The 24,657-nt window shown below is 70.5% G+C and carries 19 protein-coding genes and 1 pseudogene; 11 read left to right on the top strand and 9 right to left on the bottom strand.

From position 1 onward, the window contains the following. Window positions 1-40: 40 nt before the first annotated feature. Entirely contained in the window at window positions 41-817 is a 777-nt protein-coding gene (locus tag ACIRA5_RS31200) for a hypothetical protein (RefSeq protein ID WP_403696248.1), read from the top strand. A 74-nt stretch (window positions 818-891) separates the two neighbouring features. Here the strand turns inward: ACIRA5_RS31200 and ACIRA5_RS31195 are convergent, their stop codons facing one another. Next, on the bottom strand, window positions 892-2,340 hold the full coding sequence (locus ACIRA5_RS31195; RefSeq protein ID WP_403696245.1) for a hydrolase: 1,449 nt from the start codon (window positions 2,338-2,340) through the stop codon (window positions 892-894). A gap of 233 nt (window positions 2,341-2,573) precedes the next feature. Here ACIRA5_RS31195 and ACIRA5_RS31190 point away from each other — a divergent pair, with 233 nt between their 5' ends. Next, on the top strand, window positions 2,574-2,837 hold the full coding sequence (locus ACIRA5_RS31190) for a GlsB/YeaQ/YmgE family stress response membrane protein (protein WP_403696242.1): 264 nt from the start codon (window positions 2,574-2,576) through the stop codon (window positions 2,835-2,837). A gap of 52 nt (window positions 2,838-2,889) precedes the next feature. Here the strand turns inward: ACIRA5_RS31190 and ACIRA5_RS31185 are convergent, their stop codons facing one another. Both ACIRA5_RS31185 and ACIRA5_RS31180 read right to left on the bottom strand, forming a co-directional pair. Beyond that, on the bottom strand, window positions 2,890-3,663 hold the full coding sequence (locus tag ACIRA5_RS31185) for a GNAT family N-acetyltransferase (RefSeq protein WP_403696239.1): 774 nt from the start codon (window positions 3,661-3,663) through the stop codon (window positions 2,890-2,892). Window positions 3,664-3,767: 104 nt separating this feature from the next. Further along, entirely contained in the window at window positions 3,768-5,774 is a 2,007-nt protein-coding gene (locus ACIRA5_RS31180; protein ID WP_403696236.1) for an RICIN domain-containing protein, read from the bottom strand. A 245-nt stretch (window positions 5,775-6,019) separates the two neighbouring features. On the opposite strand from ACIRA5_RS31180, the gene ACIRA5_RS31175 reads away from it, so the two are divergent. Together ACIRA5_RS31175 and ACIRA5_RS31170 are read left to right on the top strand one after the other, a co-directional pair. Next, entirely contained in the window at window positions 6,020-6,769 is a 750-nt protein-coding gene (locus tag ACIRA5_RS31175) for an MBL fold metallo-hydrolase (protein ID WP_403696233.1), read from the top strand. Between the two features lie 293 nt (window positions 6,770-7,062). Continuing rightward, window positions 7,063-7,251: pseudogene (locus ACIRA5_RS31170) on the top strand (aldo/keto reductase); the annotation flags it as partial. Window positions 7,252-7,298: 47 nt separating this feature from the next. Here the strand turns inward: ACIRA5_RS31170 and ACIRA5_RS31165 are convergent. Continuing rightward, window positions 7,299-8,153 carry a GNAT family N-acetyltransferase gene (locus ACIRA5_RS31165; RefSeq protein ID WP_403696230.1) on the bottom strand — a complete coding sequence of 285 codons (855 nt, stop codon included), beginning with the start codon at window positions 8,151-8,153 and terminating at the stop codon, window positions 7,299-7,301. Between the two features lie 110 nt (window positions 8,154-8,263). Here ACIRA5_RS31165 and ACIRA5_RS31160 point away from each other — a divergent pair, with 110 nt between their 5' ends. Next, window positions 8,264-8,791 carry a GNAT family N-acetyltransferase gene (locus ACIRA5_RS31160; protein ID WP_403696227.1) on the top strand — a complete coding sequence of 176 codons (528 nt, stop codon included), beginning with the start codon at window positions 8,264-8,266 and terminating at the stop codon, window positions 8,789-8,791. 75 nt (window positions 8,792-8,866) lie between these two features. On the opposite strand, the gene ACIRA5_RS31155 is transcribed toward ACIRA5_RS31160, so the two are convergent. After that, complete coding sequence (locus ACIRA5_RS31155; RefSeq protein ID WP_403696224.1) at window positions 8,867-9,571, bottom strand: chaplin; 705 nt, start codon at window positions 9,569-9,571, stop codon at window positions 8,867-8,869. 217 nt (window positions 9,572-9,788) lie between these two features. Here ACIRA5_RS31155 and ACIRA5_RS31150 point away from each other — a divergent pair, with 217 nt between their 5' ends. After that, window positions 9,789-11,351 (top strand): alpha/beta hydrolase, encoded by a 1,563-nt coding sequence (locus ACIRA5_RS31150; protein ID WP_403696221.1) that lies wholly within the window; start codon window positions 9,789-9,791, stop codon window positions 11,349-11,351. Window positions 11,352-11,488: 137 nt separating this feature from the next. Then, complete coding sequence (locus ACIRA5_RS31145; protein WP_403696219.1) at window positions 11,489-11,989, top strand: DUF4232 domain-containing protein; 501 nt, start codon at window positions 11,489-11,491, stop codon at window positions 11,987-11,989. Here ACIRA5_RS31145 and asnB read toward each other — a convergent pair. Next, a complete protein-coding gene (gene asnB, locus ACIRA5_RS31140; RefSeq protein ID WP_403696217.1) occupies window positions 11,982-13,823 on the bottom strand; it encodes an asparagine synthase (glutamine-hydrolyzing) in 1,842 nt (613 codons plus the stop codon). The two genes, ACIRA5_RS31145 and asnB, sit on opposite strands and share 8 nt — an antisense overlap. Before the next feature lie 365 nt (window positions 13,824-14,188). On the opposite strand from asnB, the gene ACIRA5_RS31135 reads away from it, so the two are divergent. Further along, complete coding sequence (locus ACIRA5_RS31135) at window positions 14,189-15,703, top strand: FMN-binding glutamate synthase family protein (protein ID WP_403696214.1); 1,515 nt, start codon at window positions 14,189-14,191, stop codon at window positions 15,701-15,703. Window positions 15,704-15,707: 4 nt separating this feature from the next. On the opposite strand, the gene ACIRA5_RS31130 is transcribed toward ACIRA5_RS31135, so the two are convergent. Together ACIRA5_RS31130 and ACIRA5_RS31125 are read right to left on the bottom strand one after the other, a co-directional pair. Further along, the gene (locus ACIRA5_RS31130) at window positions 15,708-16,970 is read right to left on the bottom strand and encodes an arginine deiminase (RefSeq protein WP_403696212.1); all 1,263 of its coding nucleotides are present in this window, start codon (window positions 16,968-16,970) and stop codon (window positions 15,708-15,710) included. A gap of 33 nt (window positions 16,971-17,003) precedes the next feature. Then, window positions 17,004-18,422, bottom strand: coding sequence for a basic amino acid/polyamine antiporter (locus ACIRA5_RS31125; RefSeq protein WP_403696553.1), 1,419 nt, complete (start codon window positions 18,420-18,422; stop codon window positions 17,004-17,006). A gap of 127 nt (window positions 18,423-18,549) precedes the next feature. Between ACIRA5_RS31125 and ACIRA5_RS31120 the strand changes: the two genes are divergently transcribed. Together ACIRA5_RS31120 and ACIRA5_RS31115 are read left to right on the top strand one after the other, a co-directional pair. After that, window positions 18,550-19,647 (top strand): chemotaxis protein, encoded by a 1,098-nt coding sequence (locus tag ACIRA5_RS31120; protein ID WP_403696210.1) that lies wholly within the window; start codon window positions 18,550-18,552, stop codon window positions 19,645-19,647. A 51-nt stretch (window positions 19,648-19,698) separates the two neighbouring features. Further along, window positions 19,699-20,712 (top strand): Gfo/Idh/MocA family protein, encoded by a 1,014-nt coding sequence (locus tag ACIRA5_RS31115; RefSeq protein ID WP_403696207.1) that lies wholly within the window; start codon window positions 19,699-19,701, stop codon window positions 20,710-20,712. Here the strand turns inward: ACIRA5_RS31115 and ACIRA5_RS31110 are convergent, their stop codons facing one another. Further along, on the bottom strand, window positions 20,713-22,734 hold the full coding sequence (locus ACIRA5_RS31110; protein WP_403696205.1) for a phosphocholine-specific phospholipase C: 2,022 nt from the start codon (window positions 22,732-22,734) through the stop codon (window positions 20,713-20,715). Window positions 22,735-23,180: 446 nt separating this feature from the next. On the opposite strand from ACIRA5_RS31110, the gene ACIRA5_RS31105 reads away from it, so the two are divergent. Next, a complete protein-coding gene (locus ACIRA5_RS31105) occupies window positions 23,181-24,602 on the top strand; it encodes a PP2C family protein-serine/threonine phosphatase (RefSeq protein WP_403696202.1) in 1,422 nt (473 codons plus the stop codon). Window positions 24,603-24,657: the final 55 nt, after the last annotated feature.

Raw genomic sequence — 24,657 nt, 5'->3', positions numbered from 1 at the left:
GGCGCACGTCCGACCCTTCGACTACCTGCAAGGAGTGAGCGTGAAAGCTCGTTTTGGCGTGAGCCGAGGAAAGGCGCTTGCGGTCACCGCACTGGCCGCGATCCTCGCCTCGACCGTCCCGGGATCGGTGCCCGCTCTCGCTGATGGAAACCGAGTGCGCTCGGAGCACTGGGGCGTGATCACCCGTAACACGATCGGCTCCCCCGTCGCCGCTCTCAGGAACGGCCCCTACGGCTCGTTCGGCGTGCTGGACTCCTCCGGCAGGCCGCCCTACGGAAGGGGCAGCCTCGGAATCGAAGTGGCGGACAACTCCACCTCGCTGACTCCTCACAGCGAGAAGGTCGACTTCGGCAACGAGGTCGACTTCTTCGGGGACCCGGTGCTCGGCCTGAACAAGGTCGGATTCCACGTCTTCCAGACCGGCGAGAACGTCGACTACGGCGGCCCGGCGAACCTCCCGAACATCAAGTTCGAGATCAATCCGAACGTGAGCGCGCATCCGGGCGACACCTACTCCACGCTGGTATGGGTGCCGGACGCGCTCACGGTGACGAACCGCTGGAGTGGCTACATCAATGCCACCACGAGCGGCTACTGGTATCTCACCGGCGGCGAGACCGCCTGCAACGACGCCGCCCACTGCACCTTCGCGCAGGTGAAGAGCTCACTGGACGACGGCGGCGCGGTGCCGGTCATCTACTCCGCCGCCGTGGGCAAGGGCCGCGACCACTTGTGGACCGGAGCCGTGGACGGACTGCGGATCAATCAGTACGTCTACGACTTCGAGGCCGACGGCGTCAAGGTGCGTCGCGCCTGATTCGCCGGACCCGTCGAACTCCGGCGCACGACGGGCGGGCCCGCTCCCGGGCCCGCCCTCTCGCTCGTTCGCGCTCAGCTCACGTTGAGCGCCGTGTCGTCGAGGACGAACGACGTCTGCAGGGTGGAACCCTCGGTGCCGGTGAACTTGACGGCGACCGTCTGCCCGGCATAGCCGGACAGGTCGAAACTGCGCAGCGTGTAGCCCGCCGCGGCGTTCAGGTTCGAGTACGTGGCGAGCGTCGACAGGACCGTGCCGCTGCTGTTGAGCACCTGGGCCTTGAGGGTGTCGTAGGCCGTGCTGGTGGTCGTCTCGGCCGTGTCCACGTGGAGATAGAAGTTCAGGGTGGCCGCGCAGCCGGACGGGATGCTGACCGACTGGGAGAGCGTGTCCGTGTTGGCCGAGCCGTAGCCGTTCAGCCAGGCCTTGTAGGAGCCCGTACGGGCGGCCTCGCTGGAGCTGTTGGTGATGACACCGCTGGTCGCGGTCCAGGACGTGTTGCCGGACTCGAAGCCGGGGTTGGCGAGCAGCTGGGCGGCCGTGCAGGTACCGCCGCCCCCTCCCCCGCCACCGCCGCTGCTGCTGCCGCCCGCGAGCCACTCGGTGGCGTTCAGGGCGAGGGCTGCGTTGGTGGCGCCGGTGTCGTTCCAGCCGTCGTACAGGGTGTTGCCGGACTGGCCGGTGCCGTCGTCGATCGGTGAGCTGTCGCCCCAGAACGCCACTCGGCCGCTGCCGAAGGTGCTGGTGGCGAAGAAGGCGCCGGTGTTGCCCGAGTATCCGCTGCGGTAGACCAGGCCCTTGACGGCGGAGTTGTCGGCCGGCTTGAGGGTGGCCGTGGTGCCGTCGGCGATCAGGCTCTTGGTGACGGTGCCGAACGAGCCGTGCAGGACGGCGTTGGTGCTGTCGCTGATGGCCGCCGGGTAGCCGGAGCTGATGTCGAGGGTGTCGATGGAGAAGCCGAACGGGTCGGTGGAGTCGACGCTGTTGTTGGTCATCAGGTCGTTGAGGATCTCGACCGCGTCCTCACCGTCGTTGTTGCGGTCGGCTCCGGTGTGGTCGGAGACCATGAACAGACCGCCGCCGTTCTTCACGAACGTCATGATCGCGGTCTTCTCCGCGGTCGTGAAGAGCGTGTTGGGCTCGGGCAGCACCAGCGTGTCGAAGTTCGACAGGTCGGTGGCCGTCGAGCCGCCGTAGGCCAGGCTGGAGCCTGAAGGCAGCGTCTTCAGGCTGTAGTCGCCGGTCTTCTGCAGGGCCACACCCCAGGAGGAGAGGGCTCCGGTCCAGTCGGTCTCCGCCGACGGCGAGGAGTCCTGGCCCAGTGGGTCGGGCTGGCTGGTGGAGATGATCCAGTCGGCGTTGCCGGCCGTCTCCGCGTGGGCGTTGTCGAACAGGATGCGGTGCGGGGTCGCGGCGGCGGCCGGAGCGGCCGCGGACGCCTGGACGGCCGCACCCGCGACGAGCAGTCCGAACACGGCGGCGGCCGTGGTGAGTCTGTGGCGTGATCGTCTGAATCCGAGCATCCTGCAAACCTCCATGAGGGGTGGGGAGAGGCGGTGCGGGCGCCAAGTCTGCGCGCGTAGAACGGTGGTTGGCCGTCTGCCGCGCGACAGATTCTTGAACGGTACATGGCAGGAACGCGACTGAACAGGAGCCCGCCGGAGCGGGCGCGGGACGGCCGGAAAGCGGAACGGACTGTCTTCGCCCGCAGGGGGAACACACCTAACTGCGGGGGTCCTGACAAAAAGGGGCGGAGATGGAGATCTCAGGCATCATCAGTGCCATTCTCATCGGCATCATCATCGGCGTACTGGGCCGGCTCGTGGTCCCGGGACGCCAGCGCATCGGCATCCTGTGGACGATCCTCGTCGGCATCGTGGCCGCGTTCATCGGCTCGGGGATCGCCGCCGCGTTCGGCGTGGCGGACACGAAGGGCATCGACTGGATCGAGTGGGTCATTCAGATCGGACTCGCGGCGGTGGGCGTCGCGGCGCTCGACCGGGTGAAGGTGCGCCGCTGACGGGGCCGGCCCGCGGTCGGTGACGCCGTCCCTGCCCGGACGGCGTCCGGCGTCACCCGTACACGTACGGCGTTGTCGTGGTCAGGGGTTCGAAGCCCAGACGGGCGAGGACCGGGCGGCTCTGGCTGGTGGCGTCGACCTGGACGTAGCGGTAGCCGCGCTCGGCGGCGACGCGGGCGCGGTGGGCGACCAGCGCACGGTAGATGCCGCGGCGGCGCCAGGAGTCGATGGTGCCGCCGCCCCAGAGGCCGGCGAAGCGGGTGCCGGGGACCATCTCCATGCGGGCGGCGCTGACCGGGACGTCACCGGCGAGGGCCACCACCGCGACGACGTTGTCCTCGTCGCCGGTGAGCTGGGCGAGGAGTTGGTGGCGCATCCGGGTGCTTTCCGTACCGAAGGCCTGTTTGTGGACGTCCGCGACGAGGTCGACGCCCGCGCGGTCGGTGACGGGCAGCAGCCGTACACCCTCGGGCGGCTGGGCATCGAGCGCGAGGTCGCCCAACTCGGCGATCATCAGGGTCTCCTCGGGCTGGGCGACGAACCCGGCGGCGCGCAGCCGCTTTCCCAGGCCCTCGGGCTTGTCGTGCCCGTACAGCTTCCACTCGAACTCGCGGCCGAGCTCGCCGAAGTAGCGCATCTGCTCGGCGATGGCGGCATCGGCGATCGATTCGTCCAGGTCCGACCAGATCACCCCGTTCCAGCCCTGCTCGGTGCCGACCTGGCGCACCACCTTGCCGACGCGCTCGACCCCGGCTCCCGGGCTGTCGGGCCGCGCGCCCTCCCGCATGTCCCGGTCGAACAGGGCCAGTACCGCAACGTGATCCATGGGGTCACTCCAGCACCCCGGAGCGCATAGGGCAACGGCTGCGCACCGGGGCGGAGTCGATCGGGCCACCCCACCCCGGTGTTTCGTCGCTGGTCAGGCGTGGTTCAGTTGCGGGTCCACTGCTGGTTGGATCCGCCGTTGCACGACCAGAGATCGATCAGGGTTCCGTTGGCCGTCGCGGCGCCCAGCGCGTCCAGGCACAGGCCCGAGACGTTGTTGGTGACGGTTCCGTTGGAGTTGAAGGTCCACTTCTGGTTGGTGCCGCCGTTGCAGTCCCACAGGACGACCTTGGTGCCGTTGGCGGTACCGCTGTTGTAGGCGTCGAGGCACTTGTTGCCGTAGACCACCAGTTCACCGCGCGAGGTGGAGGTGAACGTCTGGTTCTGGCCACCGCCGCAGTCCCACAGTTCGGCCTGGCTGTTGTTGGTGATCGTGCTCTTGAAGAAGTCCAGGCACCGTCCGGATCCGGTGCCGACAACCGCGGTCCCGTTGGTGCCCGGGACCGCGCGCACGGCCACGGCGTCGATGTCGGGCGCGGTGCCCGAGGCCCCGAAGGTCAGCGTGTTGGAGCCCTTCGCCAGGGACGCGAGGACGGAGACGGTCCGGTAGGTGGTCGCCGAGCCGGTGGGCGGGAAGGCCAGCGTCTGCGCGTACTGGCCACCCACCTGAAGCGTCGCCTTGCGGTCCGCGGTACCGCCGTTGGCGTAGGTGATGTCGATCAGCTTGGTGCCCGCGGCGGACGCCGTGACTCCGGTGAAGGCCGGGGTCGTCGCGGAGGTGGTGTCCTCGTACGTCGTCCCGGACGCCTCGGTGCCGGAGACGGTGAGCAGCACACCCTCACCCGCGGGGACACTGGTGGTGTAACTCGTCGCGAACGAACCGGCGTTGGACGCCGACCAGACGTTGCGTACGGCGGCGGAGGCGGTGGTCAGACCCATGTCCTGCCAGCGGGCGGTGATGTTCGCCGCGGCGGACGTGCGGTTCAGCAGCAGGACCGCGCGCTTCCCGGTGCCGGAGAGGATCTTGCTGTAGACCTGCAGGCCGGTGCTGTCCTCGGCGACCTTGACGCCCTGGAGGCCGCGCGGGTCCTGGTCGATCGCGACGACCTCGGAGTTGGTGAGGATCGAGGCGGTCGTCGAGCTCATGGTGGCCAGGTTGTTGCCCGCGAGCAGGGGGGCGCCGGCGATCGCCCACAGGCCCATGTGGGTGCGGTTCTGGGCCGCGCTCAGGCCGTTCATGCCGACCGTCATCATGTCCGGGTCGTTGTAGTAGCCGGTGTGCTGGGCGGCGGGGTGCAGCGACTTGTCGAAGTTGGCCAGGATGTTGGTCATCGTCGGGTTGTCGGGGTAGTAGACGATGTCGGTGCTGGTGCGCCACATCGCGCCCGTGCCGGCGGCCCAGTTCCAGGGGTTGCCCGTGCCCCACTCGCACAGCGACAGGACGAGCGGGCGGCCGGTGACGGCGGTCGCGGCGGTGTTGGCGTCGCGGATCGCCTTGTACGTCGTCTCCTGGTCGAGGCCCTCGGCGTCACCGCCGCACCAGTCGATCTTCAGGAAGTCGAAGCCCCAGTTCTGGAAGGTCTCCAGGTCCTGCTGGTTGTGGCCCTCCATACCGGTGTTGGGTGCGGCGGGCGTTCCCGAGGGCGTCGGGTAGTAGTAGCCGCAGCCGTTCTTGCCCGCGTCGGTGTAGATCCCGGCCTTGAGGCCCTTGCTGTGGATGTAGTCGACGACGGCCTTCATCCCGCCCGGCCACTTGGCGGTGTCGACGGTGATGTTGCCGTTGCTGTCGCGGGTGCCCAGCCACCAGCCTTCGTCGATGTTGACGTACTTGTAGCCGGCGGCGGCCATGCCCGACGACACGAGGGCGTCGGCCTGGGCCTTGATGGTGTCGTAGTCGATGACGCTGGCGAAGGTGTTCCAGGACGCCCAGCCCATCGGGGCCGGGGCGACCCCGATCTGGTTGGTGCTGACGGCGGTCGGCTCGGCGGTGAGCGAAGTGGCGGAGCGTCCGACTCCGGCCAGTGCGGCGACGGCCAGGCCCAGGACGGCGCCATGAACGGCTGCGCGCTTCAGGAGGCCTCTGAGGCGCTTGGTGTGCGAATGGGGGGACATACGGCTCTCCCTTGAGCGGTTTGTTCGCAGACTCGAACAAAAGTCAACGAGACTCGCCATATGGGAGCCGCCACTCCGCGGGCGCGTCAAGTCCCTTGCCGACAGGGCCCGTTCACGTTCGGCCACGCCGTCGGTGAACGCGTCCGTGTCCCGGAGGCCGCCCGTCGCGTCGCCACCCGCACGCGGTACCTTCAGTGCGATCCGGCCCGACCTGGCCGGCAAAGATCTCAAGCATCGGGATGGTCATGCGCGAGGACGCGATCGTCGAGGTGGCGGCCGGAATCCATCTGGTTCACGGCAGCAACACCAACTGGGTGATCCTGACCGAGGGGGACGCCGTCACCCTGATCGACACCGGATACCCGGGCGACCGTCCGGACGTCCTCGCCTCCCTCGACGCGCTCGGCCACTCCCCCGAGGCCATCAGCGCCGTACTCATCACCCACGCGCACAACGACCATCTCGGGTCGGCCGAGTATCTGAGCAGCACCTTCGGCGTCCCGGTCCATCTGCACGAGGAGGAGGTGCCGCACGCGCGCCGCGAGTTCCTCCAGCAGGTGAGCGTGGGCGAGGTGATGCGCCAGGCCTGGCGTCCCGGCGTGCTGCCCTGGGCCATGCACGCGATCAGGTCCGGCGGCACGGCGGACGTCCGGATGACCCGGCCCGAGCCGTTCCCCGGCCACGGGGCGCTCGACCTTCCCGGCGGTCCGGTGCCGGTGCACACACCCGGGCACACCGCCGGACACTGCGTCTACCACCTGCCGGACGCCGGCATCGTGATCTCCGGCGACGCCCTGGTCAGCGGTCACCCCACCTCGCGCATACAGGGCCCGCAACTGCTGCCCGCCATGTTCCACGCCGAGCGCGCGAACGCCCTCGCGTCGCTGAAGCTCATCGAGGCACTCCCGGCGGACGTCCTGCTGCCCGGGCACGGCTCGGTGCACCGCGGATCCGTGAGCGAGGCCGCCCAGCGCGCCCGGGCGCTCGCCAACTGACGCCCGCCGTGAGCCGGGCAGCTCAAGTCCGCGGGGTTCCCGGCTGGACGGTGTCGCGGCAGGCCCGTAGCGCGTCCCGTTTGCGGGCCAGGCAGCCGATACGGCTCTGGATGCGGTCGATCTCGCCCCGCAGGCGCGCGGCGGTCTCCTGGCTCAGGCACCCGGAGTGGAGAGGGATCTCACCGGGGTCGGAGAGGAACGGCAGGATGACACGGATGATCTCGGTGGTGAGCCCGGAGTCGAGCAGCCCGCGGATCTGGCGTACGCACGGGACGGCACCGTCGCCGTACGAGACGATGGCCCACCTGGACGACCTCCTCGCGGGCGCGGAGACCACTCTGACCGACGAGATCCTCGACCGGATCGACGCGATCGTGCCGCCCGGCACCGACATCGGGAGGCTCGACATGGCCTACAACCCACCCGCCGTCCAGCAGACCGCCCTGCGCCGCCGCCTGCCTGCCGAACGCGCCGCCGGCTGAACCTACGCCGGACCTCATCCGCCGGACAGGCCCAGGGCCGACAGGACCTAGCCGAGTTCGAGCGTGGTGACCCCGAAGACGCGCTCGCCGTTGAACGGCCTGACCGGGCCGGTGTACATCCGGGCAGTCTCGAAGGAGGGGGTGAGGCCGAACTCCTCGGCGAGGGCGACGCCCGGCGCGTTCGACTCGGGGATGTCGATGGCGACCTCGCCCCCGGGAGCGTCGGCTGCCAGCGCCAGCAGGAGGGCGCGGGCATCCCCGGCGGTGTCGGCGAACAGCGGGCCCACCCGCGGGCGGTCGAGGGCGGGCCGGACCACCGCGTAGCCGGTGAGGTGGCCGTCGGCGACGCGGACGAAGGTGCGGTGGCCGGGACCGGTGAGCCACCGCTCCAGGAAGCGGGGGCGGTCGGCCGGGCAGCAGGCACTGTCGTACGCCGCGATCGACGCGAAGTCGGCCGCTGCGGCGGCCCGCACCCCCGGTGGCATCTGTTCCGCCGGCACGGTTCCGATGAACCGGACGGTGCGGTGGGCGAGTTCGAAGCCGGACTTGCGGTAGTTGTCCTGCTGCGCCACCACACCGTCCAGACCGACGGTCCGGCCGCCGGCGTGGGCGAGGGCCGTCTTCCAGGTGGTGAGGCCGTGGCCGCGGCCGCGCAGATCCGGTCGTACGAGATAGAAGCCCAGGAAGGCGTAGTCGGCGTCGTACGTCACGACCGAGACCGCCGAGACCGGCTGCCCGTCGATCCTGCCGATGAAGAAACCCTCGGGATCCTGGGCGAAGAAGCTCGGTGCGTCGGACAGCCCCGGGTTCCATCCCTCGTCCCCCGCCCACCCGCTGATCACCGACCAGTCGTCGAGCGAAGCCCGGGCGACGACGAGATCCGCGGGACCCGGAGAAGTCATGTGTGCGCTCCATTCGCTTGCGGCGGCGGTGCGCGGCGGTCGCCCGCGCCCGCAGCATCCTTCCCGATCTCCACGGATTTCAGCCTCCGTCACTCATAGGCTTGCCGTCCATGAGTGTCGACGACGTGAACCTGCGCCCGGTGGCCGAGGACGACCTGCCCGTCCTGGAGCGGTTCCTGACGGAACCCGAGACCGCCACACCCTTCCAGTGGTTCGGCTGGCGGGACCCGGACCGCTGGCAGCGCAAGTGGGCGGAGGACCGCATGCTCGGCGACGACGCGGGCCATCTGATGGTCGTGCGCGGCGAGGAGCGCCTGGGCTTCGTCGGGTGGCGCAAGATCCGGCCCACCCCGAGCACGTACTACTGGAACATGGGCATCGGCCTGCTGCCGGAGGCGCGCGGCAAGGGCTGGGGCACGGAAGCCCACCGGCAGCTCGTCCGTTACCTGTTCGCGCACACGACCGTGGTGCGGATCGAGGCGGACACCGAGGCGGAGAACATCGCCGAGCAACGCGCCCTGGAGAAGACCGGGTTCACCCGCGAGGGCGTGCTGCGCAGTGTGACGTTCCGGGACGGCCGGTGGCGCGACGGCGTGCGCTACAGCATCCTGCGCGATGACCTTCCCGAGATGCGCTGACCCCGCCCGGGCACCGCTCGCGGAAGCCACCCGAACGGGGCCCCACCGGTCGTGAGCCCGGTGGGGCCCAGCGCGTCAGCGGACCCCCGTGGGCCGGAATCGCCGGTACAGCACGGCCCCGCCCAGCAGCAGGGCGGCGCTCGCGGCGACCGCCGGCATCGTCTGGTCGGCGCCCGTGTGGGCGAGGGAGGCCATGGGGCGCGGCGGGGCCTGGTACGGCGTCCCCTGCGCCCTGGGCGTCGTGTGCGGCCTCGGGGCGGTCTTCACCGGCTGGGGGTGGTCGCCGGAGGTGTTCGTGGACGTGTTCCCCACGGACGCGTTGCCGAGGCCGACCACGGTCACGGAGTTGCCGCTGACGTTCACGGGGAGGTGCACCGGGAGCTGCAGGCCGTTGCCCGAGAGCACGCCCGGAGAATCCTTTCCGCTCCCGACCGCATCGGCACCGCCGCGCGTGACGGCACCGCCACGGGCCACGCCACCAGCGCCTTCGCCGCTCCTGCCGTGGCTCCGCCCGCCGACGCCGGGGCCCCCGCCCTCGCTCACGTTCGCGCAGCCGTTGCCCGCGGCGGGGTTCAGGAGCCCGGCCACGTTCACGGTGTTCCCGCACACGTTCACGGGGACGTGCACCGGGAGCTGGAGGGTGTTGCCGGAGATCAGCCCGGCCGAAGCCGCCGTGCCGCCGTCCGCCGAGGCGTCTGCGTGCGCCGGCACCGTCACGGCCATCGCCGCGCCCGAGGCGGCGGCCGCGGCGATCAAACCATTTCGGGTAACCCGTTTCATAGGTTCCCTGCCTTCCAGACATGGACGCGGGCACTCACCCGCACCGCGTAAAACGCGGGAGAACCATCCGACGTTATGGCTGATCGTGTTTTCACCCCATCGAGGGTCACGCTTATCGAACGCCCGCCCAGAGGCGCGCCCCCGGACACCCGCATATCGTGAGCGAGGAGCTATCCCCTGGCGCCCGGTACGACGCCGGGCGTCCCTGGAGGCATCCATGCTGTCCGCGCACCAACGCTGGGCGTACGCCGGAGCCGGCGTCGTGGCACTGGCCCTGCTGGCGGCGGGGCTGCCCTCGGGGGTGGCGACGGCCGCCCAGGACCCCGACCTGTCCCGCTTCTACCACCAGCAGATCAAGTGGGGCACCTGCAAGGGCGACGGCATGCCCGCGGATCTGCAGTGTGGGCAGGTGACCGTCCCGCTGGACTACGCGCACCCGGGGGCCGGGACGCTCGACCTCGCGCTGGCCCGCTACCGCGCCACCGGCGCGTCGAGGGGATCCGTACTGCTGAACTACGGCGGCCCCGGCGTCCCGGGAGTCCCGCAGCTCGCCGCCGGCGGCAAGGACTTCATGCCGCTCACCAATGGCTACGACGTGGTGACCTTCGACCCGCGCGGTGTCGGCCGGTCCTCTCCCGTCAGCTGCGGCGGCGACATGGGCCAGGCCTCCGGCTCGGCGGGCCCCGCCACCCACGACAGCAGCCCGGAGGCACTCCTCAAGCAGGTGCGGAAGGACGCCGACGCGTGTGCCAGGCACTCGAGCCCGGTACTGGCCCACATCGGCACGGTCAACGCCTCCCGGGACCTGGACGTGATGCGCCAGGCCCTCGGCGACAAGAAGCTCAACTACCTGGGATTCTCGTACGGAACACGCCTGGGCGCGGTGTACGCGAGCCAGTTCCCCGACAAGACGGGCCGCATGGTGCTGGACGGCGTGGACACGCTCACCGAGCCGCTGTCCGAGTCGGGCCTGGTGAGCGCCGAGGGGCAGCAGACCGCCCTGGAGGACTTCCTCACCTGGTGCGCCCAGGACACCTCGTGCCCGTTCGCGCAGGATCCGCGCGATGCCCGTCAGCGGGTCGCCCGGCTCGTCGACTCGCTGGACAAGGACCCGGTGCCGACGAGCCTCGGGCAGCAGTTCTCCGGCCAGGACCTGGTGGCGACCATGGGGCTCGAACTCTTCAACCGCAAGGAGTGGCCGAAGCTCGAGCGGTCCCTCGCCTCACTCGTCCAGGACGGCGACCCGAGCCCACTGTTGCAGGCGGCCGGGGGCGTCGCCCTGCCGCACGCCACGTACAGCGGGCTGGTCGACCCCGCGGACGTGCCCCCGGACAACCTCGAGACCGCACTCCTGGCGATCAACTGCGCCGACGACCCCGATCGGCCCAGCGCCGCGCAACTCACCAAGGAGATCGACGAACTGAAGGCCGCCTACCAGGAGGCGTCGCCGATCTTCGGCCCGCTGCGCCTCAACCAGCTGCTGATGTGCTACGGCCGCCCCAAGGGCAGCGACTACATCCGCGAAAAGGTACGCGATGTCCACACGCCGAAGATGCTCCTCGTCGGCACCCGCGGGGACCCCGCGACCCCGTACCGCTGGACCGAGGAGACCGCCGAGCGGCTCGGCTCCGCGGCCGTCGTGCTCGACAACAAGGGCGAGGGCCACACCGGGTACGCGTCGTCCAAGTGCGTGCGCCAGAAGGTCACCGACTTCCTGCTGTACGGCTCACTGCCGGACAACGGCAGCTCCTGCGGCCCGGAGGACGCGACGCCGCCCTGAGTGGTCGGACACAACCCGAAGGACACCTGGGCCGTCACACTGAGCAGGCATCACTCACCGACCGTGACACCACGCATGACACCGCGCATGACACCGCTCGTGACACCGCTCGTGACCGAAACAGGGGGAACCCACCGATGCGCTTCCGACCCGTTCTCGCCCTCCCGGCCGTCGCCGTGACGCTGCTGCTCGCCGTGCCGCAGAGCGGCTCGGCCGCCGCGCGGCCCGCCCAGTGCGCGGAGAAGGCCGTCGCCGTCCACGCCCACCGCTCCGCCGACCCCACCCTGCTGCACCTCGGCGTCACCAACCGCTCCACCCGGGCGTGCACCGTCGATCGCATCCCGACCGTTGTCTTCGGGGACCTCGACGGCGCCGCCCTGCCGGTGCCCGCGGGGCGCAGCAGGCCGTACCTGCTCGAGGCGGGACGGACGGCTTACGCCGCCCTGCGGACCATCGCCGATCCGGCGGACCCGGAGGCCCGCCGGGTGGAGGGGATCAGCGTCTCGGCGGACCCCGTGCGCTTCGGACGTGCGTTCACCGCGCGTGAGCTGGGCGTCGGTCGCGTCGTCCTGGTGTGGGAGCCGGTGACCTCGTGGTGGAAGCCCTCGCAGGCGGCCGCCGACCGGGCACTCAGGTAAGGAGCACGTCCGGGGCGTACATGTCCAGCCACAGCGCCAGGTCCAGGGTGCGCTCCAGGCCCCGCCGCGACGCCTGCGTGACCTGCGGGCCGTCGCGGTGGGCGGCCCGGTGGACCCGCTCCCGGTCGACGAGGTCGAAGACCGGGTGCGCGGGCCGGGCCAGGAGGTCCTTGGCATGTTCCTGGAGGGCGATCGCGTACTTGGGATCCTGCGTCGACGGATAGGGGCTCTTGACCCTGTCGTACACCGACTTGGGGATCAGGTCGGCGGTCGCCTCCCGCAGCAGGCTCTTCTCCCGTCCGTCGAAGGACTTCAGGGACCAGGGCGCGTTGTAGACGTACTCGACGAGCCGGTGGTCGCAGAACGGCACCCGCACCTCCAGGCCGACGGCCATGCTCGCGCGGTCCTTGCGGTCGAGCAGGACGCGGACGAAGCGGGTCAGGTGGAGGTGGCAGATCCGCCGCATCCGGTACTCGAAGTCGCTCTCGCCGTCGAGCCGCCGGATGCCCGCGACGGCCGTGCGGTATCCGTCGGCGACGTACGACTCCAGGTCCAGCGTCTTGGTGAGGTCCGGGCGCAGTACGTCGGCGTCGTCGCCGAAGTCCCGGCTGAACCGGACGAGCCAGGGGAAGGTCTCGGCACTGCGGGCCTCCTCGTCGAAGAACTGCAGATAGCCGCCGAAGACCTCGTCCGCCGACTCCCCGGAGAGCGCGACCGTGGAGTGCTCTCGGATGGCCTGGAAGAGCAGGTACAGGGAGGCGTCCATGTCGCCGAAGCCCATGGGGAGGTCGCGGGCCCTGATCACCTTCGCGCGGACGTCGAGGTCGGCCAGGGCGTGCGCGTCGAGGACGATGTCCTGGTGGTCGGTGGCCGAGGCGCGGGCCACGTCGTGCACGAAGGGGGTGTCGGGGGTGCCCCGCAGCTCGTCGGCGACGAAGTGGTCGGTCTGGCCGACGAAGTCGACGGCGAAGCTGCGGACCTTCTCGCCGTGCTCGCCGAGCTGCCGGGCGGCCAGCGCGGTCATGGCGGAGGAGTCGAGGCCGCCGGAGAGCAGGGTGCAGCGCGGCACGTCGGCGACGAGCTGGCGGCGCACGATGTCCTCGAGGAGCGAGCGGACGGTGGCGATGGTGGCGTCGCGGTCGTCGGTGTGCGGCCGGGTCTCCAGCTGCCAGTAGACGCGGCGGCGCAGACCGGAGCGGTCGACGGTGACGACGGTGCCGGGCTCCACCTCGCGCATGCCGTCCCAGATCGCGTGTCCGGGCGTCTTGACGAAGGTGAACAGCTCGCGCAGTCCGTCCAGGCGGACCCGGGCCGGGGCCAGCGGATTGGCGAGGATCGCCTTGGGTTCGGAGCCGAAGAGGACGCCGTCGGGGGTCGGGTAGTAGTAGAAGGGCTTGATGCCCATGCGGTCGCGGATCATCACGAGCTTGTCGTGCCGGCCGTCCCAGACCGCGAAGGCGTACATCCCGTTGAGCCGCTCGGGGAGCGCCTCGCCCCATTCGAGGTAGCCGCGCAGCACCACCTCGGTGTCGGAGTCGGTCGAAAAACGGTGCCCGCGGTCGGTCAGCTCGCGGCGCAGCTCGGTGAAGTTGTAGGCCTCCCCCGAATAGACGAGCGCGACCGTGCCGTCCGGGGTCTCGGCGGTCATGGGCTGGCGTCCACCGGGCAGGTCGATGATCGCGAGCCGGCGGTGCCCGAGGGCCGCGGGCCCCTCGGTCCAGGTGCCACGGTCGTCGGGGCCCCGGCAGGACATCGTCTCCGTCATTGCATCCAATGTCTCCGCCTCGGCGCGCAGGTCGCGGTCGAAGGAGACCCAGCCGGTAATGCCGCACATGTGTTACCTCCCGCGTCCGGTTCTGCCGGAACACCGCGCCTGCCTGCGGTTTCTTGGGCGGGCCGACGCCTCCACAAAACCAGTTGTATTGGGCAGCTATATGACGAGGTTGTGTCATGTGCGCAAGTGACGTCAACACGTGCGTAACCTGACCGGACCCGTCACCCCGACGGTTTCGGCCGCGCTTTGCATCCCGCGGACGGGCGGATCGGCCCGCTGCCGGGCGTCCGCGAACGGGAATCGGCCACAGGCAAAGTCTTCCTCAACATCCGCCGGGGCGCCCGTGGGGGATCCTCGGGGACCCGAGCGACATGCCCGCTTTCGCCCCTTCGCGTCCCATGGGTTTGACTCATGGTGTGCGCCGGATGCTCTTGCCACTGTTCGTCGCCCTGGGTGCGGCCGGGGCGCTGGTCCTGGCATGGGCCGTCTCGCCCTGGTGGTGGTGGGCGGCCGCCGTACTGCTCGCCCTGACCGCGCTCGCCGTCCGGGACCTGGCCCAGCGCCGCCACGCGGTCCTGCGCAACCGTCCCCTGCTCGGCCACCTCCGCTTCCTCCTGCGGCCCGACGACCGTGATGTGCGCGCCATCGTGTACGAGCGCGCCGGGGGCGTCGAGGCCGAGGAGCCCTTCGGCACCGGGCTGGACCTGTACGGGGACGGGTACGAGTACCTGGAACCGTCGATGCGTCCGGTCGAGATGCCGGACGAGCCGCCCGTGGTGCGTGTCGGCGGCCCGGACTGCACCCAGCCGTACGACATGGCCCTGCTGAACGTCTCCGCGATGAGCTTCGGGGCGCTGTCCTCGCACGCGATCCTGGCGCTCAGCAGGGGCGCTGCGCTCGGCGGTTTCGCGCACGACACCGGCGAGGGCGGTCTTTCGGACCACCATCTGCGGGGCGGCGGCGACCTGATCTGGGAGATCGGCAGCGGGTACTTCGGCTGCCGCACCCCTGTCGGCGGCTTCGAGGCACGGGAGTTCGCGGACAAGGCCGCGCTGCCGGAGGTCAAGTGCGTGTCGCTGAAGCTCTCCCAGGGGGCGCAGCCGGGCATCGGCGGGGTGCTGCCCGGCGCCAAGGTGAGCGCCGAGATCGCCCGGGCCCGCGGCGTCCCGGAGGGCGAGGCGGTGGTGTCACCGCCGTACCACCGGGTCTTCTCGACCCCGCGCGAGCTGGTGTGCTTCCTCGCCCGGATGCGGGAGCTGACGGGCGGCAAGCCGACCGGTTTCAAGCTCTGCGTCGGCTCGCGCCGCCAGTTCCTCGCCGTCTGCAAGGCGATGCTCGCCGAGGGGGTCTCGCCCGACTTCATCGTGGTCGACGGCGCCGAGGGCGGTACGGGGGCCGCGCCGCCGGAGTTCGCCACCTCCCTCGGTACGCCCCTGACCGAAGGGCTGATCACGGTGCACAACGCGCTGGTCGGCAGCGGGCTGCGCGGCCGTGTGCGGATCGGCGCGAGCGGCCGGGTCGCCACCGGCTCGGACATCGTCAAACGGCTGGCGCAGGGTGCCGACTACACGAACGCGGCCCGCGCGATGATGTGGGCGCTCGGCTGCCTCCAGGCCCGGCGCTGCCACAGCAACACCTGCCCGGTCGGGGTCGCGACCCAGGACCCGCGCCGGGTGCGCGCGCTGGACGTGGCCGACAAGTCGGCGCGGGTGCACCGCTACCAGCGGGCCACGGTCCGCAGCGCGAGCCGGATCATGGCCGCCATGGGGGTACGCGATCCGGCCGAGCTCGGACCGCATCAGCTGCTGCGGCGTACGGACCCGGCGACCGTACGGTCGTACGCGCAGCTCTATGAGTGGCTGGAGCCCGGGGTACTGCTCGCTGAGCCGCCCGCGTCCTGGGAGGCGGACTGGAACGCGGCGGATCCGGACGCGTTCTGAGCGTTCAGAACTCCACCGGATCCCTGATGATGGGGCAGGTCATGCAGTGCCCGCCGCCCCGGCCACGCCCCAGCTCGGCGCCGACGATGGTGATGACCTCGATCCCGGCCTTGCGCAGCAGGGTGTTGGTCTGGGTGTTGCGGTCGTAGGTGACCACCACGCCCGGCTCCAGCGCGACCGCGTTGTTGCCGCTGTCCCACTGCTGCCGCTCGGAGGCGTACACGTCCCCGCCCGTCTCCACGATCCGCAGTTCGGACAGCCCGAGGGCCTTGGCGACGACCTCGGTGAAGGGGCGTGCGCCCTCGTCGGTGATTTCGATGCCGGGGGCCTTGTCGCTCGGGCGCAGGGAGAAGGTGCGGACGGCGTCCATGATGGTCGGATAGAGGGTCACCAGGTCACGGTCGGCGAAGGTGAAGACCGTGTCGAGGTGCATCGCGGAGCGCAGCTTCGGCAGGCCCGCGACGATCACGTGCTCGGCGGCGCGGTTCTCGAACAGGGCCGCCGCGACCTGGGTGATGGCCTGGCGTGAGGTGCGCTCGCTCATGCCCATGAGCACGACGCCGTTGCCGACCGGCATGATGTCCCCGCCCTCGAACGTGGCCTCCCGCCAGTCCCGTTCGGGATCGCCCCACCACACGGTCGAGCCCGCGAAGTCGGGGTGGAAGGTGTAGATCGCCTTCATCAGGAGCGTCTCGTCGTGCCGGGCCGGCCAGTACAGCGGGTTGAGCGTGAGGCCCTCGTACAGCCAGCAGGTCGTGTCGCGGGTGTAGAGGGTGTTGGGCAGCGGTGGCATCAGATACTCGTGTGCGCCCGTGGACTCGCGGGCCAGTGCGAGGTGGGCGGAGCGGTGGTCCTCGGGCAGGTCGGCGGTGGCGAGACCGCCGATCAGGAACGTGGCGAGCCGGGCCGGTTCCAGTGTCTCCAGGAAGGCGCGGGTGCCGTCGACGAGTCCGACACCGACCTCGTTCGGGGTGATCTTCCGGTCCAGGAGCCAGTCCCTGGCGACCGGGAGCGCCATGGTCCCGGCGAGCAGATCGTGCAGTTCGACGACCTCGACGCCCCGTTCGCGCATCTTGTCGACGAAGTCGGCGTGATCGCGCCGGGCGTTCTCGACCCACATGACGTCGTCGAAGAGCAGGCCGTCGGAGTTGGTGGGAGTGAGCCGGCGGTGCGCGAGACCGGGCGCGCAGACGAGTACCTTGCGCAGTCTGCCGACCTCGGAGTGGACGCCGTACGCCGGGCGGCCGGTGGTGTCCTGACTGGTCACGGTGTGCCTTTCTCCGGAGCGGGGACGGGCGGGTCACAGGCTGATCCAGCCCAGCGCCAGGGCGGCGATCCCCAGGACCGCGCCGGCGATCGAGACGAGAAGGATGACGAGCTCCCGGGGTGAGAACAGCCGTCTGCCCTGCTCGCGCCGGGCCATCACGAACAGCACCGTGGCGGGCGCGTAGACGATGAAGGAGACGAGAAGGTACTTCGGTCCGGCCGCGTAGAGCAGGAACGCGGTGTAGAGGGTGGCGAGCGCGGCGACCGCCAGGTCACCGCCGGGACTCCCCCGTGCGGTCTTCAGGGCGAAGGCCGCCGCCAGCAGGAACGGGATCAGGGTGAGCGCACTGGTCAGGTCGAGCGCGAAGCTGAACGCGTCGTCCGAGAACAGCGTGACGACCAGCACGACCTGGGTGAGCAGCGTCGTCATCAGCAGCGCGGGCACAGGCACGTCGGCGGCGGTGGAGCGGCCGAGGAAGCGGGGCATGTCCTCGTCCTCGGCCGCGACGAAGAGCACCTCGGCCGCCATCAACGTCCAGGCGAGATAGGCGCCGAGCACCGAGACGATCAGGCCGACACTCACGAAGGCCTTGCCCCAGGTGCCGACCGCGCTCTCCAGGACCCCGGCCATGGAGGGCTGCCGCAGCTCGGCGATCTCGCTCATCGGCAGCAGTCCGTACGACACGATGGTGACGGAGGCGAAGATGGCGAAGACGCTCAGGAAGCCGAGGACGGTCGCCCGGCCGACGTCCTCGCGGCGCCGGGCGTGCCGCGAGTAGACACTCGCGCCCTCCACACCGAGGAACACGAAGACGGTGGCCAGCATGGTGCCCTTGACCTGGTTGAACAGCGAACCGGCATAGTCGGCGCCGGCGAAGTTCTCGGCGAAGACATGGGGCTTGAGGTAGCAGAGCGCCAGGACGACGAAGACGAGGATCGGCACGACCTTGGCGACGGTGACGATCCGGTTGATGGCCGCGGCCTCCTTCACGCCTCTGCGGATGAGGAGGAAGAAGCACCACAGCCCCACCGAGGACAGGGCGACGGCGAGCAGGGTGTCACCGTCGCCGAGTGCTGGGGCGACGGCCCCGATCGTCGACATGATGAGCACCCAGTACGTCACGTTGCCGACGCAGGCGCTGGCCCAGTAGCCGAACGCCGAGAAGAAGCCCAGGTACTCGCCGAAACCGGCCTTGGCGTACGCGTACACGCCCGCGTCGAGGTCGGGTCTGCGGACCGCGAGCCGCTGGAAGACGAAGGCGAGCATCAGCATTCCGGTGCCCGCGACGGCCCAGGCGATCAGGGCGCCCGCCACGCCCGTCTCCTGGGCGAAGAGGCGCGGCAGGGAGAAGACCCCGGCCCCGACCATGGAGCCGACGACCATCGTGGTGAGGGTCGGCAGCGTCAGTTTGGCGGCCGGGGGCGCATGGGTTTCGGTGTCGGCCTGCGTCATGGGCGTCCTGCGGAGGCGGGCGTCGTCGTGCGACGACGACGCGGGGAACGTCATCTGGCGACCCGAGCGACACTAACAATCAATTGCCCCAAATGCCCGATAACTGAATCGGCTCTATCGTGCTGTTATGGAGCACGCACTCAGCCCAGCGACCCTCACCATGCTGCGCAGGCCGCGGCCTTATCCCGCGGTGTCGGTGCTGACGCCCACGCACCGCCGCGAACCCGACAACGCCCAGGATCCGGTCCGGCTGCGCAATGTCGTGGCCGAGGCCAAGAAACAGATCGAGTCCGATCCGGCGGTCACCCGCGAACGGCGCACCGACCTCGTCCAGCAGCTCGACCAGGCCCTCGCGGAGGTCGACCTGGCGCACGCGGAGGAGGGCCTCGCGATCTTCGCGGCACCCGGCGAGCACCAGGTGTGGTCGCTGGCCCGCACGGTGCCCGAACGCGTGGTGCTCTCGGACACCTTCCTGACCCGCAACCTCGTCGCCGCGCAGGTATCGGAGCGGCCGTTCTGGGTGCTCGCGGTGTCGGCAGACCGGGTGACGCTGTGGAACGGCGGCGCCGACCGGGTCACCGAGGAGCGCATCGGCGGTTTCCCGCGGACCCGCAGCCTCGAGGACCCGAACGCCGAGCGCAAGGAGCGCATCGGAGACCTGCCGAGCACCTTCCGCGACGAACGGACCAAGCACTTCGTGCGGGACGCCGACACCGCGATGAGCGCCGTCCTGCGCGAGGATCCACGTCCGCTGTACGTCACCGGCGAGACCGCCGCGCTCTCCCTCCTCGACGAGGTCGGCACGGTCACCAAGGACGCCACGCACATCCCGCACGGCGGACTCGCGCACGGCACCCCCGACGCCGTGTGGCAGGCGGTCCGTCCGCTGGTCAGCGCCGAGGAGCGCAGGGACACCGACGCGGTGGCCCGCGAACTCGAGTCGGCCCGTGGCCGCAAGGAGTTCGCGGCCGGGGTCGACGAGGTGTGGCAGAACGCCTCCCAGGGCCGGGTCCGGCTGCTGGCCGTCGAGGAGAACTACCGCGTGACAGTACGCGACGACGGCGGCGACCATCTGATCCCGGCCGAGAGCGGAGATCTGGACGCCCGCGAGGACATCGTCGACGAGATCGTCGAACAGTGTCTGGAGACCGGAGCGGAGGTCCGCTTCGTCCCCGACGGCAGTCTCGTCGACGCGAAAGGCATCGCCGGGGTGCTGCGCTACTGATCATTCCGGCAGACAATCGCCTCCAGAGCTGTCTGCCGGAGAGGTGAGCGCGTGAGTGAGCTGTTGGGTGTCGCGGTCCTGGGTGCGGGTCATATGGGAGCCGACCATGTACGGCGGATCGATCGGGTGGTGAACGGCGCCCGGGTCGCAGCGGTGGCCGATCCCGACACCGGGCGCGCCAAGGACGCCGTCGCCGGCATCGACGGTGTCTCGGTGCACACCGAGGTGGCGGCGGCCCTCGACGCGCCCGGCGTACAGGCGGTGTTGATCGCCTCCCCCGGGCCCGCGCACGAGGAGGCACTGCTCGCGGCCTTCGAGCGTGGCCTGCCGGTGCTGTGCGAGAAGCCGATGGTGCCCCAGTCGGCCGGGGCACTGCGGGTGGTGGAGGCGGAGGCGCGGCTCGGCCGGAGGCTGGTGCAGGTCGGGTTCATGCGCCGGTACGACGCCGAGTACCAGCGCCTGAAGTCCCTGCTGGACAGTCGGCGGCTGGGGCGTCCGCTGATGCTGCACTGCACGCACCGCAACGTGTCCTCCCCGCCCGGCTTCACGTCGGCGATGCTGGTCAACAGCTCCGTCTCGCACGAGATCGACGTGGCACGCTGGCTGCTCGACCAGGAGCTCACCGCCGTCACCGTGCTGCGCCCGCGGCCGTCCGCGGGTGCCCCCGAGGGTCTTCTCGACCCCCAGTTCGTGGTGTTCGAGACGGCCGAAGGCGCTCTCGTCGACGTCGAGGTCTTCGTCAACTCCGGCTTCGGCTACCAGGTGCGCTGCGAGGCGGTCTGCGAGTCCGGGAGCGCGCGGATCGGGGACGAGCACACCATGGTGGTGACGACGGCGGGCGGTGCCCGCGAGGAGGTGGCACAGGACTACCTCGTACGGTTCGCCGACGCCTACGACCGTGAGGTGCAGGCCTGGGTGGACGCCACCCGACAGGGGAAGGTGACCGGGCCCAGCGCGTGGGACGGGTACGCGGCTTCGGCCGTCGCCGAGGCCGGGGTCCGGGCGCTGGAGAGCGGCGCCCGGGTGAGCGTCGAACTCGCCCCGCGCCCGGACCTCTACGCGTGATCAGCCGCTGACGCTCGCCCGGCCCGTCTCGATGTGCCCGGTGAACCGGCGCGACCAGCTCGCGTCGGAGTCGACGGTGATCGTGAAGTCGTACCAGCCGTTCTGGTACGCGACGGCGTTGAAGAAGTCCTCGGTCGAACCGCCCGCGGCGACGGTGTACGTCCACGGCCCGTCGCCGCGGTACTGGTTCGAGGTGATCGTGAACTTCGCCGGGCCGGCCGAGGAGTTGGTCATCTTGAAGTAGAGGGCGGTCTTGCCGGTGCCGGGTTCGGTGGCGTAACGGGTGCTCACCTCGGCCGACTTGCCCGCCTGAGTCGCGTCGCCCTTGAAGCGGCGCAGGAAGCGGTTGGGGCCGGCCATGGTGAAGTCGTACTTGCCGTTGCCGTACCCCGAGCCGATGTTGAAGGAGTCGGAGGCGGTGGCACCGGCCTCGACGGTGTACTGCCAGGGCGTGGTGTCGCGGTAGGCGTTCGGGTGGATCGACAGGTGCGCGGCCCTGCCGGCCGGGGTGCCCTGGTTGGCCATCGTGAACCAGGCGAGGATCTTGCCGCTCGTCCCGAACTCCAGGTGGTCCAGGTAACCGTTCGGCTGGTAGGGCAGCGCGCGGGCGGGCCGGGTGCCGGGCTCCTGGGCGGGCAGGGCGTTGGTGGTCGGCACCGGGTTGGGCAGGGGGCCGCAGGTGGCGATCCCGAGCACGCTCGTGGCGGGCAGCGGGACCGTCCCGTAGGCCGGGTTGCCGAAGTCGAAGACTCCGGTGAGGTCGCCGGTGACCTTGCGACGCCAGGCGCTGATGTTGGGGCAGGCGGCGGGCTTGCCGAGTGCCGTCGTCCACGTCTCCAGGAAGCGCAGGACCGAGGTGTGGTCGAAGACCTCCGAGGAGACCCAGCCGCCACGCGTCCAGGGCGAGATGACGAGCATCGGGACACGGAAGCCGAGACCGTACGGGACGCCGTTGAGGAACTCCCCCGCCGTGTTCGCGGGCGGGGCCGGGGGCGGCACGTGGTCGAAGAAGCCGTCGTTCTCGTCGTAGTTGAGGAACAGGACGGTGGAGTCGAAGACGTCCGGGTCGGCCGCGAGGGCCTTGTACACCAGGTCGACGAAGTGGGCGCCGTCCCCGGGCGGGGCGTAGGGGTGCTCGGAGAAGGCCTGGTTGGCGACCACCCAGGAGACCTGGGGCAGGGTGCCCGCGAGGACGTCGGCCTTGATGGCGGCGGCTATGTCGTCGGGAGTGGAGCCGGAGGCCTTCGGCACGGAGGCCATGCCGCGGTCGTACAGCGGGTCGCCCGCCTTGGCGGAGGCGAACTTCTTGAAATAGGCGCAGCCGTTGTCGCCGTAGTTGTCCTGCGCGTTCTGGTAGACCTTCCAGGTCACTCCGGCCGTCTGGAGCGCCTCGGCGTAGTTCTGCCAGGTCAGTCCGGACTCGTCGCCGCCGTCGTAGCTGGAGCCGTCGACCTTGCCGCTCCACAGATAGGTGCGGTTGGGGCCGGTCGCGCTGAGTGCGGAGCAGAAGTAGGCGTCGCAGATCGTGTAGTTGTCAGCGAGCGCGTAGTGGAAGGGAATGTCGGAGCGGTCGAGGTAGCCGAGCGAGCGGACGTTGCCGACGCCGGAGACCCAGTTGTCGAGGCGTCCCTTGTTCCAGGCGGAGTGCTGCGAGGACCAGGAGTGCGGGAGGTCGCCGTTGCACTGCGCGAGGGTCTCGCCGTCCTTGCCGCCCGCGGCGGGCGTGGAGCTGAGCTTCCACGGGTACTGCCGTCCCGCGCCGTTCGGCTGGTTGAAGACGGAGTACCCGCCGGACAGGGTGAGGCCACTGCGGTCGTCGAAGCCACGGACGCCCTTGAGGCGGCCGAAGTAGTGGTCGAAGCTGCGGTTCTCCTGCATGAGGACGACGACGTGCCGTACGTCTGAGATGGTGCCGGTCGTCGCGCCGGCGGCCGCCGCCGGGCGCGAGCCGACGCCCAGCGCGGCGCCCGCCGCCACGGATGCGCCGAGTCCCACGAAGCCTCTTCGGCTGATCGGTGTCATTCGCCCGCCCCCTCGTCACCGGAGTGCCCCTGCGGCACACCGCGCGCCAGCGTGCACGCGGCAATCGCCAAGGGTCATACCGATGCGGTGAGGGACGAATGAACAGCGGCCGAACGCCGCCGCCTTTCGTCCGTTCACTGTGAACGCGGGCCCCTCGTTCCCCGGCATGGACACGCGGCGTACATATGACCGTCGAACAAAGAAATGAAGGAGGGTCCCGGCCACCCCTGGAACCCCTCAAGTCACGTACGCTTTCTACGACTTGGGCGCGCGACCCGTGTACCGAACCCAGGCCGGTCGACCCGTCCGTCTGGACTGCGGCATATGCCAGAAGCACCACCGGATCGTGTGTTGCCAAATCCCTTACAGGGCGTCGCGGGCTGTGCAACAGTCGTAACGGTCCTTCCCCCCAGCCTTGGTCGTACCGTCCCCCATCGGAGTGCGTCATGCCGTCCCATCTCTCTGCGGACCGCCCAGCCGCCCAGCCGCCCCCGCGCGGCTCGGTCGACGCGCTCATTTCGCAGACGCGACGGCTGCGCGGCGAGATGGACGCCGTACGGCGGGACGCTCCCTTCGACGGCACGGACCCCCAAGGACGCTGGCAGCGGGCGCTGTGCGATCTGGCGGTGCACCAACTCGACGACCTCGACGCGCACTTGGCACAGTTGCGGGACGGACCCCCGCCGGTGCCCGCGGAGCCGGCCGGCGCGCCCGCCGTGTCGGCCGCGCCCCGGCGCGGCTCGCTGCTCAGCCGGGTGGGCAGTGCCGAGTGGAACCTGCTCACGGACGAGGCCAGTTGGTCCGGAGAGCTCTACGACATCCTGGGCCGCGACCCCGCCGCTCCCCCGCTCACCCTCGACGAACTGCCGTCGCTGATGCTCGACGAGGACCGGCCGATGCTGACCGCGATGGTCACCGACTGCCTCATCGACGCGAAACCCATCGACGGCGAGTTCCGCATCGTGCGCCCCGACGGCGGGGTACGGACCGTGCACATGATGGGCGAGCCCGTGCTCGACACCGACGGCAGCACCGCCGCGATGTGGGCCGTGCTGCGCGACATCAGCGAACTGCGCCGCAGCCAGCGGACGGTGAGCGAGAGCCGTGAGTCGCTTCAGCTGCACCGGCACCACGCGCAGAGCGAGCGCCGGCTCGCGGTCCAGCTGCAGGAGGCCGTGCTGCCGCCCTGGCGCGGCTCCCTGCGGTTCCCGCAGCGGGGCCCCGAGGCCCTGGACCTCGCCGCCCGCCATCTGCCCTCCTCGAACAGCGCGCTGATCGGCGGCGACTGGTACGACGCGATGGAACTGCCCGACGGAGCGACGCTGTTGAGTGTCGGTGACCTCACCGGGCAGGGAGTCACCGTCGCCTCGGGCATGGCGATGCTGCTCGGCGCCCTGCGCGGCATGGCCGTCGCGGGCACCCAGCCCGGGCAGCTCATGTCCTGGCTCAACCAGTTGCTCGACGCCTCGGTGCAGCCGTCGCTCGGCAGCGCCGTCTGCTGCCGCTACCGGCCCGCGACCCGCACCCTCACCTGGGCACAGGCAGGACACCCCGCCCCGCTGCTGTTCCGCAACGGGACGGGGCGCATGCTGGCAGCGCCGGACGGCGTGCTGCTCGGGGCGACCTCGGGGGCCGTCTACGGGCAGGCCGAAGAGACCCTCGAAGACGGCGACCTGCTGCTCCTGCACACCGACGGACTGGTCCCCGGGCACTACGGAGCGCAAGCCGTGCAGAGGCTGCTCGACCTGGCCCCGCGCTTCCGCGGAGCCCGCACGGCCCAGGACTGCGTACGGGCGGTTGTCGAGGAATGCGGCGAGAGTGAGCGCGAGGACGACGCCTGCGTGCTCATCGCCAGGATCGGCTCATAGACCTCGCCTGGACCGGCTCACGGACCGACCTGGAAACGACCCGGCCTGGAACCCT

Origin of the sequence: Streptomyces sp. NPDC096311, assembly GCF_044763085.1 — a bacterium.
Classification (GTDB): Bacteria; Actinomycetota; Actinomycetes; order Streptomycetales; family Streptomycetaceae; genus Streptomyces.
Note: the sequence above shows the minus strand (reverse complement) of the source record. Positions and strands in the feature narration are given on the sequence as shown.